The 15,555-nt window shown below is 51.8% G+C and carries 9 protein-coding genes; 1 reads left to right on the forward strand and 8 read right to left on the reverse strand.

Translation table 11 applies throughout. The annotated features are described in order from the left end of the window. Positions 1-296 precede the first annotated feature (296 nt). From CR164_RS12410 to CR164_RS12440, 7 genes are all read right to left on the reverse strand, one after another. Positions 297-3,671 carry an ABC transporter permease gene (locus CR164_RS12410; protein ID WP_110024316.1) on the reverse strand — a complete coding sequence of 1,125 codons (3,375 nt, stop codon included), beginning with the start codon at positions 3,669-3,671 and terminating at the stop codon, positions 297-299. Further along, positions 3,668-4,567 carry an ATP-binding cassette domain-containing protein gene (locus CR164_RS12415; protein ID WP_204901817.1) on the reverse strand — a complete coding sequence of 300 codons (900 nt, stop codon included), beginning with the start codon at positions 4,565-4,567 and terminating at the stop codon, positions 3,668-3,670. Before CR164_RS12415 ends, CR164_RS12410 begins: the two co-directional genes overlap by 4 nt. 84 nt (positions 4,568-4,651) lie before the next feature. Then, a complete protein-coding gene (locus CR164_RS12420) occupies positions 4,652-6,664 on the reverse strand; it encodes a TonB-dependent receptor (protein WP_161953533.1) in 2,013 nt (670 codons plus the stop codon). Between the two features lie 393 nt (positions 6,665-7,057). Beyond that, positions 7,058-7,882 carry a class I SAM-dependent methyltransferase gene (locus CR164_RS12425; protein WP_110024319.1) on the reverse strand — a complete coding sequence of 275 codons (825 nt, stop codon included), beginning with the start codon at positions 7,880-7,882 and terminating at the stop codon, positions 7,058-7,060. A 531-nt stretch (positions 7,883-8,413) separates the two neighbouring features. Then, positions 8,414-9,586: a beta-barrel domain-containing protein gene (locus CR164_RS12430; protein ID WP_110024320.1), complete on the reverse strand. Its 1,173-nt coding sequence runs from the start codon at positions 9,584-9,586 to the stop codon at positions 8,414-8,416. Further along, on the reverse strand, positions 9,583-11,727 hold the full coding sequence (locus tag CR164_RS12435) for an ATP-binding cassette domain-containing protein (protein WP_110024321.1): 2,145 nt from the start codon (positions 11,725-11,727) through the stop codon (positions 9,583-9,585). The genes CR164_RS12430 and CR164_RS12435 overlap by 4 nt, the downstream gene beginning before the upstream one ends. A gap of 35 nt (positions 11,728-11,762) precedes the next feature. Further along, positions 11,763-13,049: a TolC family protein gene (locus CR164_RS12440; protein ID WP_239994559.1), complete on the reverse strand. Its 1,287-nt coding sequence runs from the start codon at positions 13,047-13,049 to the stop codon at positions 11,763-11,765. Between CR164_RS12440 and CR164_RS13275 the strand changes: the two genes are divergently transcribed. After that, positions 12,955-13,149, forward strand: a complete 195-nt coding sequence (locus CR164_RS13275; RefSeq protein ID WP_239994560.1) for a hypothetical protein — start codon at positions 12,955-12,957, stop codon at positions 13,147-13,149. The genes CR164_RS12440 and CR164_RS13275 overlap by 95 nt on opposite strands. A 246-nt stretch (positions 13,150-13,395) precedes the next feature. Here CR164_RS13275 and CR164_RS12445 read toward each other — a convergent pair. Next, positions 13,396-15,555 (reverse strand): BspA family leucine-rich repeat surface protein (locus CR164_RS12445; protein ID WP_146204174.1); only part of this gene is annotated, 2,160 nt, incomplete at its 5' end.

A 15,555-nucleotide genomic window follows, 5' to 3' on the forward strand; every position in this document is an offset into this window, starting at 1 on the left:
CAGCGGCATTCCCTGTGCCTTGCATCTGTGGCATGCTCGACAATCACTCAATTTAGAGTTAGCAAACTTGCTTCTGAGAACATCTCGTTAGCCTATGAACACTCCGGCAAAGGCGCCCAATTAATACTCATACTTTCCGTCTTGCACTCATTCACTACTGTCCCAACGGTTGTGGTTTGATGTGCGGACGCAAGGCGTCCGCACATCAAACCCATCAAACTAAGCTGACGATATTAGAAGTTGTAGCGGGTGCCGGTCCCGAAGGTCCGTCGACACACTTTATCGTACAGACTCCACTAGGGGTTAGCCGTATGTCTCCAAACATTATCTTTGGGTGTTCGCTCGACGCTTGACCAGCTATCAAGTACGATAAAATCCTGCATAGTATTTATCTCCAAGGACTTTTGCAGATCAAGTATCTGTGTCTGCTCCCCTACTATCTGTAAAACTTCTTTTGGTTCTTCTATCAATTCCCAACCCTTGTCATTCCATTGCCAACGTTTGGCTTTTATCTGCACTTGCTGTTTATCATCTACGTGTACTGCAATATCTGAGACCATAGGCATACCTAATAAACGCTCGGCAGTTTGTTGTCCCGCCAGTGCTGCCAACGCCTCAGGCAAAGGTTCGTTATTTTGAAGTCGATTTAGCAGGGCTTTGATTACAACAACAGTTTGTTCAGTACCTTGACTTGCTGCCCAATTCAGTGTACTTAGTGTTGTATAAAGCTTGACCCAGTCGGCTTCGCCAGCATCAGCTACCTGACCAACTGGTACTTCCCGCCTTTCACCCATTGCTTTGGAGAGGTCTTGCGCCTGCCAGTTTAGCTCAGCGATCCAGGCCTGCTTCCCATCACTGCGTCTAAGGCATTCCATACCGACCCAACCCGATACCCCAGAGAGCAACCACTGCGCACCCTTTTCGGTACGCAGATCAGTAGCCTGAAGCAGTAGATGCCGACTAAGAGCCGAAGCTATAGCCGCACGCCGACGTTTGCGTCCAGGACCTTCGCTGGCAAGATCCCAACCAAGGTTTTCGGGCAACCAGAGCAGCTCACCAAACTGTGCTATTTCCCCTAGTTCACGCGGCGCCTGGACAACATAACGCACATCAGGCACCTGCCCCAGCAGATCGCCGACGTATTGCGTCATGAGCTTCAGGTCCTCAAGGATATCTTCGGCGGCTTGCCGGTATTCGTGCCCATGCCAGGCCTGAATGCCATTTTGCGTCGTCTGTTCCGGTGTGTCAGGCAACCAGACCATGGCAAAATCCAACGGACCGTTCAGTGCACCGGAGGTCTGTGTAGTAGCTCCGCCACCCTCAATCTCTACACGCCAATGCCAGGATCCCGCCGGCGCGACGGCCTCGGCGGCTTGCATGGCATGGCGCGGCAGGTTGCCCTCTAGCTTAGGTAGACCAAACTGCGCTCTCTCGGCAGGTATATGCAGGCGGCAATCCGGATCAAGTCCCAATGTCGGTAAAACATCAGCGGCGCGTAGCCAGACACCTGAGGGGAGTAGCCAAGACTGCACATCATCCGCCGACCAATCCTGCAGCTTGGCCGTCAAGGTCAGTTGCACATCGCATCCTTCAACCGGGCAGCCCTCCAGCGGCAAGGTGAAATGATCATACGCCGTATTCGGGACTACTTTCTTATCTTCAACCACCGCAGAGCTAATGCTGACACCGTGCGGCAGACTGCCGTGTAAAAGATTATTGGCACTTTGGACATTATTTAATGTCCACTGCGCTTCCAGTGTTCGCTTGGATGGATTGAGTTGAACATGGACTTCGCCACCATCCAGTGAATAGGCACCGCCTTTATTCCACCACTGCTTTTCCCAAGCAGCAGCTTCAGCTATCTCCTCTTTTAGTGACTGATACTCACCGTAAACCACCAGTTTTTGATACAGCACTACACCAGGCAGTGTAATCAACAATAAACCAGCAATAGCCAAAGGAGCAACACTAGGGATACGAGAACGTGCAATACGCCAACGCATTGCAAAACCAAAATCCACCCCACGAAGCCAGACAAGCCAAGCCAAAGCCACAATGACCAAAGCGATACCAAGCTTCAATAGATCGGTACTGATCACACTGGCGAGCCAGGGACGCCAACCACTGAGGGATGAAAACGACAAGGATACAGCTTTACCGATCTGGGCTGGTGGATAGGAGACCAGAAGCAGCTCTTGATTCATAAACGCGATGAAGGCAAGCATCATTGAGACCCCGTACGCGGCCCCTGCGTTGCGGATCAGGCTGTGGCTCAATACAGCCAGTGCTGCTATCTCCAGCAAAGCGGGTGTCAACACGAGCATTTGGAATGCCAGCGGATCCCACCAGGCAATAGACATCCCGCCGATAGCCATGACAATCCATACCGTGAGTGTTGGAAACAAGCCGATAGCCATCGTCAATAAAAAAGCACTCAAGATCCGTGCCAGCACACGCGTACCAAGCGGTGCGGGTGTAGCATCAAACATCTCTTCAAAGCCACTACGCTGATCACGGCGCATCAAGGCGCCGACAAACCCCGCCACGGCAAGCAGGGTAAACAGATAGAAAAAGCCTCTGATCGATAATAAATGCTCTACATACGGTACCATGGGTCCTTGACCGTTATACAGTACCTTCATAACTGAACTAAACACTCCCATGAGTAATATTACTCCCAATGCCAATAGCTGACCCCTGTTTTGCAAAGAGAGCCGTAGATGCCAGAGTGCTTCGCTAAACAGTGCACGCAACCACGATGGTTTGCCGTTGATAGTCACAGATGCAGTTGTTTGTACGGCTGACAAGGTCTGTTTAGCAGTAGTATCACGAACCGTTTTTTTACTGTTATCCAGTAGCAAGTGATCACGGTTTAAGCGGCGCAATACAAACAGTAACAGCCCCACTGGCAACACAAACCATAACAGGCGGTTCAGCAGATAGAGCGATGTCACATCCAGGAGGAAATCGTTTTTTTCATTCGGGGTCAAGTCACTGATCTGGCGGTCAACCTCATTAAACATCGTTGGGTCAAGCACAGATGCAAGGGTATCGCTGATATCACTTATGCGAAAGACGAGAAGACCAACCATCCAGATCAGCATCAGGAATGCGGCAACCACAAAAGGTCCTGCCGTCGAACGCGTCCACAGCGCACTACTGACAAACAAGGCACCTATACCCAGAACAGCTGGCAGCAAGAATAGCAGGAGAATTAATAGCACCGGCAATACTGGTGCATCACCGATAGCTGTTGGAGGAAACAGTCCTAGCCAGGCAGGTATTGGCATCAGAAAAAAGCTGAGTGGCACAACTGCACCAAGTAAGAACGCCACAACGGAAGCACCGAGATAACGTGCAAACAGTAGCTTAGGTAAACTGATAGGCGAACTCAACACATTTTCATCCAGACGTACATTGCGGTCGCGTACCACTACCTGAGCGTAAATCCACGCCCAAACAAAAAACAGATATACGGACAAAAATGTGGCAAATTGATACATTATTGCCGCCGAATTACGCGTAGCGCCAAAACCGCGCAGTACATTGCCATTGGTCAGTACGACTAGGACATACAGCGTAAAGACGACTGCAGCGATAGGGAGCAAAGGACCTCGTAGACCCGCACGAATTTCATGGCGAAATTCCGCCCAGTAAACAGCATGGTTCATACGCCAATCTCCTTTCCAGATGTTTTTAGCGCTACATGGTAGGCATCTTCAAGGCTGGGCTGATGGGCTACATAATCCCCTTGCGGTGCCTGATCTCTTTGCATAATAACACGCAGACCGTTTGGGTGTGCCAAAATACGCAGTGCATCGCCGGGCGGTTCCTGACCTCTGGCAATGACACTAGACCACAGACGACCCTGCAAGGGCTCAATGAGCTCCTCTGGTGAGCCTGTAGCAACGATTTGTCCATCTGTCAAAATAGAAAGTCGACCACACAGGTTTTCCACATCTTCGACAATATGGGTTGAGAGCAGTACAACAGCTTCATTTGCAACATCTGCTAACACACGATGAAAGCGATTTCGCTCCGTTGGATCCAGTCCTGCAGTGGGCTCATCGACGATCAACAAGCGTGGAGAACCGATCAATGCTAGAGCAATACCAAAACGGCGCAACATACCTCCGGAATACTCTGCCACTGCCCTTTGAGAAGCATCGCTTAGATTGACGCGTTCGAGTAAACACGCCACCTCATTTGCACGCTTTTTCCGATCAGTATAGCCTTTTAACCAGGCAAATCGCTCCATCAGGCTTCGCCCGGACACACCGGGATAGGCACCAATCTGCTGTGGCAGATAGCCAAGTTGACTACGCAGCTGATCCGCTTCAGCCAACACATCGATGCCGTTGAGTGTAATGTTGCCGCTATCGGGTTGCTGTAGTGTGGCAAGGGTTCTCATCAGGGTACTTTTGCCTGCGCCGTTTGGGCCGAGTAAGCCATAAAGCCCTGGCCGCACCTCAAGATCAACCCCATCTAATGCACGCACACCGTTTGAATAGGTCTTGTTCAGACCGGTTACTTTTAAGCCTTCAGTCATGGGAGTTCTCGCTATCATAATTATGTTCTGGTTTCCTGGAGTAAATACCTTTCATGTTTCGTTGTGGTGGTAAACCTGGTCCAGTCGTGTTGGTTAGTAAGATCAGAAGTTATAACAGGCCCCAATACCGAAGGCTCGCGGATCGCCGTAGGACGCAACCGCCTTCATACTGGCCGTTTGGAATGATGTGATATATTCTTCATCGGTCAGGTTGTTACAGTAGGCGTAAATATCATACCCCTCGAAGCGATAACCGACCTTGACATCAGCGGTGATGTAGCTATCCAGCTCGTCGAACTCATTGTTGGAACTATCGTAATAGGGAACCTCGCCCAGACTCCTAACATCCCCACGAGCGTAAATCCCATTGGGGTGGTAGTAGGCGAGACCGATCCGCGCCGTATGCGATGGAGTTCCAGAGATCGATTCACCGTCGTAATCAACAGTGCCGGTATCGTAGTCGTCATATTCTGCCTCGATGATGCCGAGTGCTGCTGTCAATTCAATAGAATCGGTCAGAAAATAGGTCAACTCCAGCTCCGCGCCCAGAGAGTAAGCGCCGCCGGCGTTATCTGTCACCCACATATCAATCTCATTGTCGTATTTACTGATTTGGATACCATCGATGTCCATATAAAAGACGGCGGCGGCAAGACGTGCGCGGGCAAACTCCGCCTTGGCCCCAATTTCGTAGTTGATCGACTGCTCCGGCCCAAAGCTGATGTCTTCCTCTGAACCAGAGGAGGCATAAAAGTTGAAACCGCCGGGCATATAACCTTTCGCCACAGAAGCGTAAGTGATCCAGGTGTCATTCAATTTGTATGAGAGTGCAACCTTGGGCAAGAAAACGTCCCAGGTCTCATCGGGCTGAATCGAGTAGATGAGATCACTGCTGGCCCCGACCAGTCCATAGTAGGTATCCAGGTCCATCTCTTTGTCGATCCGCTGATAACGTGCCCCGAGAGTCAGTTCAAAGCTGTCGAGAAAGGGAATCATTATCTGCCCGAACAGGGCCTGGGTCTCACTTTCAGTTTTGGATCGATAACTCATTTCGTAGTCATTTCCGGAGAAAGACATCTGTATTCCATCGGGGCCTTTCTTTATATCCTCAGTATCAAAATATGCACCGGCAACCCAACGTACGCCCTCCGTATTATTGCTTGATAACCTCAGTTCCTCGGTCCAGGTTTCAGAGTCGGTTGCGCTAAAGCCAATAAGCCCGTCATAACTGGTATTTGCCTGGGCATCGCGATCGTTGATACCATCAGTTTCAACATCTCTATGGGTGGTCGTTGAAGTCAGGGTCACCGAATCGAACTCATACTTCAGATGAAGACTCTGCGCCATCACTTCTGTCTCTTCAACAAAGTCTTCATCGAAAGAACTGTGCTCGGCATCGTCCCGGTCGAACTCACTGGCTCTTGTTCCGCTAGGCAGACCGTAACCTGTGATCCCATATATTTCGGAGTAATCGTTTGACAGGGTGAGCTTGGCGGTGAACCTGTCGGTCGGCGTATACAGCAGGTAGCTCCCCAGATTGTAGAGGCTGCTCTTGTTGAATTCATCGTCACCAGTGTAGTCGTTTGTGATCCAGCCGTCATCTTGCTGATAGCGACCGTTCAGCCCGAGATAAAGCTTGTCCTCAATAAGGGAGCCACTGACATTAAGAGAGCCCTCCATGTCGTTGTAGCTGCCGTATCCGGCGCCGATACTTCCATGCCATTCGTTTACCGGCTCTTTGGTAACCACCTTGATAACTCCACCGATGGCATCCTTTCCGTAAAGCGTACCCTGAGGGCCACGCAGAACCTCGACCCGTTCGGCATTGACCAGCGAAGCGTCATAACCGTACTGGTTGGTAGAGGGTACCCCGTCAATATAAATGACCACAGGGTTGTTGCTGGTTAACAACGAGGTGCTCAAGCCCCTGAAGTTCACTTGACCGGCATAGCTAGAAGTATAATTCATATTAGGGATCTCACTGATGATGCCGGTAACATCTTTGATCTCCTTCTCCTTAAGGACCTCATCGTCGATGACCGTGATACTTTGGGGAACGTCCTGAACATCCTCCTCGATTTTATTGGCGGTCACGATCATTTCCGGCATTTCCATCGTGGCACCTGACTCCTCCTCACTGCACCATGACATAGCCGGCACAAAGGAGCAGACAGAGCCTATACAAAAGGCAAACACTATTATTTTTCCAAAACGCACTTTCTTTTTCTCCAGTTAATTTATGGGCATATCAACTACCCTGTTGTTTGAAAGATATTTGCACCTAAACTGAGCGTCCCGACTTGTCGGGATACAGCGGCATTCCTTGCGCCTCGTATCTCCGACATGCTCGACAATCACTCAATTTAGGTTGCATAAAAATCGAAGGCGATAATCCATATACATGTTCGGGACAGATGGCTGGAGCCCGGGCGACAACATCATAGGTGATCGGCGAACAGATTGCATTTTTACAATACTCCCATAATGAAAATCTGTATCGACTCGCAACTAACGGGAAGATCCGATTCTCATATGCACCATCGAACACACACCCAGCATATCCGTAATGGCTCCCATGATTTTAAATTGCAGCGCAATCCCTTTTTTCATCCCCTTTGACATGGGGAATGAACGTATCACCCTGATCCTCTGATCCCACTTTTCGAGCGACGATACCGGCTTCAGTCCCCATCCGCCATCCATGGACATCCCCATCCCACCTTTTTTCAACACCTGCTTTTTTGCAATCTTCATTCCCATAGGCGAGAGTGCATCGAAGAAAAACTCACATTCGTTGAAATGATCTGCCGCTTTCATGAAAAATGTTTTGATCTGTTCTTCATCGAAATACATGAACACACCCCCGGCCAGGAACAGCAAACCGTCCCGAACCTCTATTTTTTCAAACCATTGTGTATCCAGGAATGAAGAAGCGATACTTTTGTGCCTGTCGCTGTCTTCATAGAAGCGCCTTCTTAACTCGATCACATCCGGCAGGTCCAGTTCATAAAACATGATCGTACCGTTATCGATACGGCTGAAGGTGGTGTCCATCCCGCAGCCGATATTGACTATGGTCGCTTCGGGATGTTTTTTTATGAACTCACGAGCCACTCTGTCCGTATGCAGACTTCGTGAGACCCAGCCGTGCTGTGACATGGCCTGGGTTTTTTCGATATCCGAAAAATCGTAATCAATTCGTTGAATAATCTCCACCGCACGTTCGTCAATTAACCGCGGGCTGCTCTTTTGTGTTTCATATGCCCTGCCCCATAAAGGCAGTAACAGGGTTTCCTCAATAGAGCCTGTCTTGATCTTGATTTTTTGAGCCATATCTCATTCTGTCATTTATAATGCACTTATTCCCCCCACCTGTCGGGAGGAAGAGAAAACTGATAAAGAGCCGCATTTGTCGAACCCCTACGGAATTGCCGATCAATTCAGGTACAATTTCGCTCTGCTTCCCCACCCCGCTCCCGAATCGTGGAGACGCACTAAATATACAAAGTCTAAATACAAATAAAACCCATAACACATGGTTTTTTCATGATAAACTGCCGAAAGACAATCTTTCAACCAGTACACTAAGGCAACGTTCTTCAGAAGGAAAACAACGAGGGGACTATCTCAGGAGGCCCGAAACAGCACGTTCGGAGAAAACGGAATCACCGGAACCGACACCGTTCATAAGAACGGCTCTATACATTTCACAACACAACCTCCTTGCTGGTCAACCTGCAGGGATTTCATTCGCTTTACGTCCAAAGCTGGGTTCATGACGATGGAGAAAGTCGCTCATAACCATATCACGCGAATTGTAAAGGTGATAGGTTATGGTAGCCTCTATCTCAAGGTTCAACACCCTCACCGTTCACTCATAGACTCATGAAAAACCTTGATGATCGGTTTGGTCAGATAGCTCAACACGGTTTTTTCACCGGTACGAATATCGATATTGGTCGTCATGCCTGGCAGGATTTCTATCTCCTTGCCACGGCGAAGTAACGCCTCGTCCTCATCGAGACCGATGTGTACACGATAATAGAGAAGTTCTCCCTGGGGAGCCATCTCGGCAATGGCATCCGGGCTGATATAGACTACCGATCCTTTCAGCATGCCATAAATTGAGTAGTCATAAGCATCGAGCTTGACACTTGCTGGCATACCGACGTGGACAAAACCGATATCGGCAGGCCGGAGTTTTCCTTCGACGATCAGCCGGCTTGTAGTGGGCAGGATCTCCATGACGACCTCACCCGGCCGTACCCGCGCCCCTTGTGTGGTGAGGTTGATTTTCTTGACCATCCCGTCGACAGGTGACCGGATATCGAGTTGCTCCACTGTAAAGGACCGTTCAGCAAGAATCTGTTGCTGGGCACGCAGGTCCTCCTCCATTTTGGTCATCTCTTTCTGGGCATCCTCGAAAAACTGGTTTTGCCGTTTTTGAAGCTGGCCGGTGATCTCGACTATCTGACGCTCCAGGCGCAATACCTCGATACGGCCAACATCTCCACTCTGCAAAAGGGGCTTGGTCATGGCAAGTTCTTTTTTTGCCAGAACCAGCAATTCATTCAGAGTCCGTAAATCGGTTTCGAGCGCCTCCTTACGTCGAAAGTAGAGGTGCTCCTGGTTGGCAACAAATTCCGGGAAGTCACCAAGCGTGGGAGGAAACTTCATGGGTGTACCGAGCACTTCGGCCCGAAGCCGCACCAGAGCAGCTTCAAGCGCAGCGACCTTGCCAAAACTGTCATTCTGCGCCACTTCGGCCTTTGTTCGTTCCATATGAGCGAGTGCCTGGCCTTTTTTGACCGACTGTCCTTCCTCGACAATCACCTCCTGAATGATCCCGTCAATGGCCGACTGGATCACCTGATTTCGTGTTTTGGCAATGACCATGCCCCGAGCATGGGTAACCTCTTCCATCTTTGCGATGGAGGCCCACAGAAAAAATACCACGGTTATCACTGCTGCAATTATCACCAGTTTACTGGCCCAATCCGTCTGATTCAGGCTGCCAAAGCGTTCTTGTCGACTCATGATGATCTAGTTGGGGCAGGTGGGCGAGATTGTGCGGCTCCGGGGGCGCGCAGACTGTTGAGCACCTTATCACGCGCTCCGTCAAGCGCAACGCCGCCTGGCACCAGCACCACAATCCGGTCAACCAGGCGCAGCAGTGCCGGTTTATGTGTTATGAGCACCATGGAATCTTCAGCACCGATCTGTTCAGCAAGCGCGTTCATGACTCGCTGCTCGAAGCGGTCATCCATGGAAGAGGTCGGTTCATCCAGGAGCCAAATTCGGGGAGAGGAAAGCATGAGCCGCGTCAAACCGATCAACTGCCGCTGACCGTCCGAAACACCCGCACCACCTTCAGAGATCAGCAGATCAAGCCCTTTGGGATGCTGTGCAATCAGATCACTCAAGCCGGTCTTCCGACAGACCTCCATCACAGCCGAGTCAGGCAGCCGTTTCAACCCGAACAGGAGGTTATCGCGTAGCGTACCCCCAAAAAGATGCACCTGCTGAGGAAGATAGCCAGCATGTTCTGTCAGCACATGACGCGACACCTGGTGCAGGTCGAGACCGTCAATGAGCACTGTACCCGATGTGGGCTTGTAAAGGCCGGCAAGGATTTTTAATAGGGTACTTTTGCCCGATCCCACCATACCGAGCACAGCAACTTTCTCGCCAGGCACGAGGTGAAGCCGATCGATGGACAGCACCGGCCTGTTGTCTCCATAAGCGAAGCGAACATTCTCAAGCACAAAATTTCCCTTGAGACTGTTGGGCGCCAGGGGGCGATCAACACCATGGTTATCCTGTTCCAGGGTGAAAAAACGTTCAATGTTTTCATACGCGATTTTGGCATGCCCCCACTGGACGATCAGGCCCGGCAGCATCCCGATCGGCGCCAGCACCCGGCCCGACAAAATCGCACAGGCGATAATGCCACCTGTCGTCAGGCTCGATGTCGAAGCAAGCCATGCACCGGTCGCAACCAACAGAATATAACTTATCTGCTGCATAAACGCTGTCAGGTGCATCGATGCTTCACTGAATCGCCGGGTCAGAGCTTCGTCGTCGATAACCTTGCGATTCAGTTGGTCCCAGGCACTGATGACCTGCCAGGCACCGCCGCTCGACTTTATGGTTTCGGCCCCATCGAGCGCATCGACGAGCATCCCGAGCTTACGGTTCGATATCCCTGCACTCTCTCTGGTATGGTCTTCGATCCGCCGGCGAAACAACAGGCCAACAAGGATCGACAAACAGAAAAAACACAGTGCAACCAGCGCCACCAGCGGTCCGGCGATCGCCATGATAACCAGTAGGAATACCACACCGAACGGCAGGTCGATCAGCGTATACATCGTCGCCGTCGAGGCAAACGTGCGAATCGCTTCATACCCCCGAACTTGAGCCGCCAGTGAACCCACGCTCGAGGGAAACTGGTCCATCCGGATCTGTAACAGCCGGTGAAAAATCCGATGCGACAACTCCTGATCCATACCGCGAACAAAACGCTCCATAATGAAGCTTCGCGACAGTCGGACCACCAGGTCCAGCGCCATGATCATCAGCACCCCTACCGTCAGCACTGTCAACGTCTGCATGCCGCCCGTCGGAATCACCCGGTCATAAACCTGCAGGGAGTAGAACGAGACAAACAACGCGAATACATTGATCAGCACCGACGCAACCCCTGCTTTGACAAACACCGAAATCTTGTCGCGAACCGACTGGCGGAATATGTCGAAAAAGCTCGGGACCTTGAACGCCCCGTCATGCTGGTGACGTAACGAGACAAAACTGGAACCTGGAGGGATCACGGATACCTGCAGTACCCCGTTCGGGCTCTCGAGCATCCAGCCTCCCTGTTCGGTCCGTCCGTAAATGATTCCGCTTTCAATACCCGGTATCGCACAGACCATCGGCAGCATGTTGGACACCGGTTCATCAGTATGCTCCCTGTCGGCCATCCCCAGCAGGGTCAAGAGGGTGTCGAGTGCCTCTCCTGGAGGGACTGGCGAGTTGGCAGAAGCGCGATCATCGAGATGATGCTGCAGCGCTTCCAACCGTGCCGACGGCACCCCCATCGTCCTGCCTTCGAGGGCACAGCAACGCTCTGCAAGCCAGTCGATATTCATTTGGGAAGTAAACGATGCATGATGGGACATAACAAAAAGTCTTTGTACAACTAAAATACAACCAGTCAGCTCTCATCTGTATCGACATCCTCTACCGGTGAATCAGCCGGAGTTGACGCCTGATCATTGATCAGGCCGCCAAGCAGCTCCGGATCTGCCGAATACAGGCGTAGCCGATACAGGGAGCCCCAGTACGATGCCAGAAGATCGCCGGTTGCAACTTCGTTCTGAATCAGTTCACGTGCCGAGTTGAGCAGATCGAGCCAACTGACTTTGCCGGCAACAAACAATCGCGTGTACGAATCGAGTACCGCTTGCGAATAACGCGTCTTGTCTCGGCTCAATGTATAGCGCGCCAGCGACACCTGACAAGACTCGTGCTCTTCATGGAGCACTGCTTCTAGATCGCGTCGCACGCTTTCCTCATTTTGCCGTGCTTTTTCAATGCCGGATCGCGCCGAACGGATCGCGCCAAGAGCCGCCAAACCGCCGCCGAACTCGTATTCCATCGTCATATAGACAGCGTTTTCGACATCCGTTCCCGAGAAATCACTCTGGTGTTCCGCCTTCAGCACTACCGTTGGCAACAGGTTGGCGAGCTCCTTCGAGCGCTGATGGCGGGCAACATCGATCGTTGCCGATGCACGCGCCAACATTGGGTTGCGATGCATCGCATGGTCACGGAGTGTATCAAGAGCCGGTGGGGCTACCATTCCCTGATCGTCGACAAAAGAAAGGTCTTTCCCGGAAAGTCGCTGGCCGACCAGGAGCGAAAGATGGTCCAGTTCAGTATGCAAACCGGCTCTGGCCATCGACAGGTCGCTACGCTCTTGCAGCAGACGAGACGCCACCAACGAAACCTCCATCGATGACGATATCCCCGAAGCTTTCCGGCGTTCCATCATCGACGCATAGCGTTCCAACAACGACACTCCTTTGGTATGCGCTTCGATACGTACACGGTGGCAAAGGATGGCTTGATAGCGGTTGACCACGTCGAGAGCGGTTGATAGCTGCGTCTCGCTTATCGACAGCTTGCTTGACCAAGCGATCGAACGTGCCGCCTGTAATCCGCTGGAAAGCTTACCACCACTCCACAGGGGCTGGCGAATCCCGAAAACACCAACTCGATCACCGTCTCGGGCGTCATACCGCATATCAACATAGGGCACCGGCAAGTACTCCGCCCAAGCCGCATCTGCTCGCGATTCAGCGGCACGGTAGCCTGCAAGGCTTCCCAGAACCCGGGGGTTCGTCGTGATCGAAGCGCCGATCAGCCGATCCAGCGTCCACGGCTCGGCGATGTCTGACGACAATGCCGCACGCTCAGCCGGAACAACGGCATCAAGCACTGCAAAGTCTCTTTCCGGACTCCTGCCGGTACTCGTGAAAGCACAACCGTACAACAGCATGGGCAGCAGCAACAGTAAAGGAAACAAGAAACAGCGATAGCCAGCATGAGCCGCTCGAGCACAAAACAGCGGCAAACTCACGATGGCTTCGTTCATCGACACCCCACCGCGCGGCAGAATGAATACATATGGAAAAAATAAAGAAAACAAACGCTTTGCCATGAATACTGCTTATATGTGCTGCGCTATAGGTAATACTGTTGTTTCCGAAAGGTCCCGATAGATGGTTTACGACACCACGATGATGAGCCGGGACAAACATCGTGTCCCGGCTCACCTCGCCTCTTCAGATGACCATGTTACCGTTTGCGAGCATTGCAGCCAGAAATGCGTCCGGGTCTCCCGATGCCGCACTGTAACTCAATCCCTGCATCGTAATCGTTACATCCGTGCCTGACCCGTCGCCATTGGCGTCTATATTCAGCATGAGCGTGTCTCCACCGGCATTGGACATCGTCACGAAATCCCCAATCGTAGCCGAGCTCGCTCCGTCCAGCAGATAGTGCAGATCCAGCACGTCTCCACCCGATCCGTTACTGAAATCGGTGATCGTGTCGTTGCCTGCGTTGGTGAAGTGGTAACGGAACGTATCGACACCTGCGTTACCCGTGAGAGTATCGTCGCCCGCACCGCCGACCAGCAGATCATTAGATGCAGTGCCTATGAGAGTGTCATTGCCGCCAAGACCGTGGACGATGGAACCCGACAGCGTGTCGTCCAGACTGTTGTCTCCAACCGTCACCCCTGCATCGAGAGTACCACCGACGTTCCAGCCCATATCGGTGAGGTACTGATGCGATGTCGCATCGGTATAGGTAACTCCTGAGGCGTCAAGAGTCACCCCGCTTTGGAGTCCGGTTTCCCCTGCTGAACTATTGACATCGGACCAGCCGGCAAGCAGAAGATCGTAATTGGAAGCTGACATGCCGCTATTATCGAGCATGCCTACAGCATTTGTCAGCGCACTGACATCCCAGGCTCCAATATCCTGGTTGAACGCTGCGGCATCTCTGAACATATAACTCATGTCCGTCACGCTGCTCGTGTCCCAACCTCCGATATCCTGATTGAACGCTGAAGCACCGTAGAACATGCCATTCATGCCCGTCACGCTGCTCGTGTCCCAACCTCCGATATTCTGGTCGAACGCTGCGGCACCACCGAACATAGACGACATATTCGTCGCACTGCCCGTTTCCCAATCTCCGATATCCTGGTTGAACGCTGCGGCATTTCTGAACACCGACGACATATTGACCACACCGCTCGTATCCCAACCGCCGATATCCTGGTTGAACGCTGCGGCACCATTGAACATGGACGACATATTCGTCACGCTGCCCGTTTCCCAATCTCCGATATCCTGGTCGAACGCTACGGCACTAGCGAACATAAACGACATATTCGTCACGCTGCCCGTTTCCCAATCTCCGATATCCTGGTTGAACTCATCTGCATAGTAGAACATACCGAACATGTCCGTCACGCTGCTCGTGTCCCAACCGCCGATATCCTGGTCGAATGCTACAGTATACATGAACATAGACGACATATTCGTCACACTGCTCGTGTCCCAATCTCCGATATCTTGGTTGAACGCTGTTGCATGATAGAACATACCATTCATAGTCGTTACACCGCTCGTATCCCAACCGCCGATGTCCTGGTTGAACACTTTGGCACTTCTGAACATAGACGACATATTCGTCACACCACTCGTATCCCAACCGCCGATGTCCTGGTTGAACGCTTTGGCATTAAAAAACATATAACTCATGCCCGACACGCTGCTCGTGTCCCAACCGCCGATATCCTGGTCGAATGCTACAGCACCGTAGAACATACCATTCATACTCATCACGCTGCTCATGTCCCAACCACCGATGTCCTGGTTGAACGTACGATTTCCCTCGAATGCATTTGATGCACTGATTACATGCGAGGTATCCATGCCCGTGATGTCAGTGGCATTATATGAGGAATCCATGAACAGATTATTCAGTGTCGTTCCATTTTTCGCAGCAGGATTCGTGTTCCCAGCATCGTCAGCAAATGTGCCCGCATTCACATCGACCGCGATGTTGGTGAAAGGTGTCGCCACACCCGCCATGGGAGTTACCGCCAGTGTATACGTGAACGCGTCCACCTGTATCAACGGGCCGGCTGCAGTTCCGTTCGTAATCGCTATATCGGACAGCTCAAAACCCACAGGTTCTTCGCTGAATGTGAACGTAATCGTCCCCGTACCGCCGTCCCCGGTTATCGTCACCGTTGGTGCCGTCGTATCGATCTCGATCGTGAGTGGATCACTTACGGATCCCTCGTTGCCCGCTTCGTCGGTCAGGGTATAGGTGAAATCGTACGTACCATCGCCCAGCGGTGTATCGGGCGTCAGCGTACCCGTGACGGGATCGTACGTCGCCGGGACTTCCACTCCATCCACATA

It is taken from the genome of Prosthecochloris marina (genome assembly GCF_003182595.1).
GTDB lineage: Bacteria > Bacteroidota > Chlorobiia > Chlorobiales > Chlorobiaceae > Prosthecochloris > Prosthecochloris marina.

Coding starts and splice junctions, on each gene's coding strand:
- CR164_RS12420 (WP_161953533.1), bottom strand. CDS start 6,664: ATGGAAATGCCGGAAATGATCGTGACCGCCAATAAAATCGAGGAGGAT.
- CR164_RS12430 (WP_110024320.1), bottom strand. CDS start 9,586: ATGAGTCGACAAGAACGCTTTGGCAGCCTGAATCAGACGGATTGGGCC.
- CR164_RS12425 (WP_110024319.1), bottom strand. CDS start 7,882: ATGGCTCAAAAAATCAAGATCAAGACAGGCTCTATTGAGGAAACCCTG.
- CR164_RS12410 (WP_110024316.1), bottom strand. CDS start 3,671: ATGAACCATGCTGTTTACTGGGCGGAATTTCGCCATGAAATTCGTGCG.
- CR164_RS12435 (WP_110024321.1), bottom strand. CDS start 11,727: ATGTCCCATCATGCATCGTTTACTTCCCAAATGAATATCGACTGGCTT.
- CR164_RS12415 (WP_204901817.1), bottom strand. CDS start 4,567: ATGATAGCGAGAACTCCCATGACTGAAGGCTTAAAAGTAACCGGTCTG.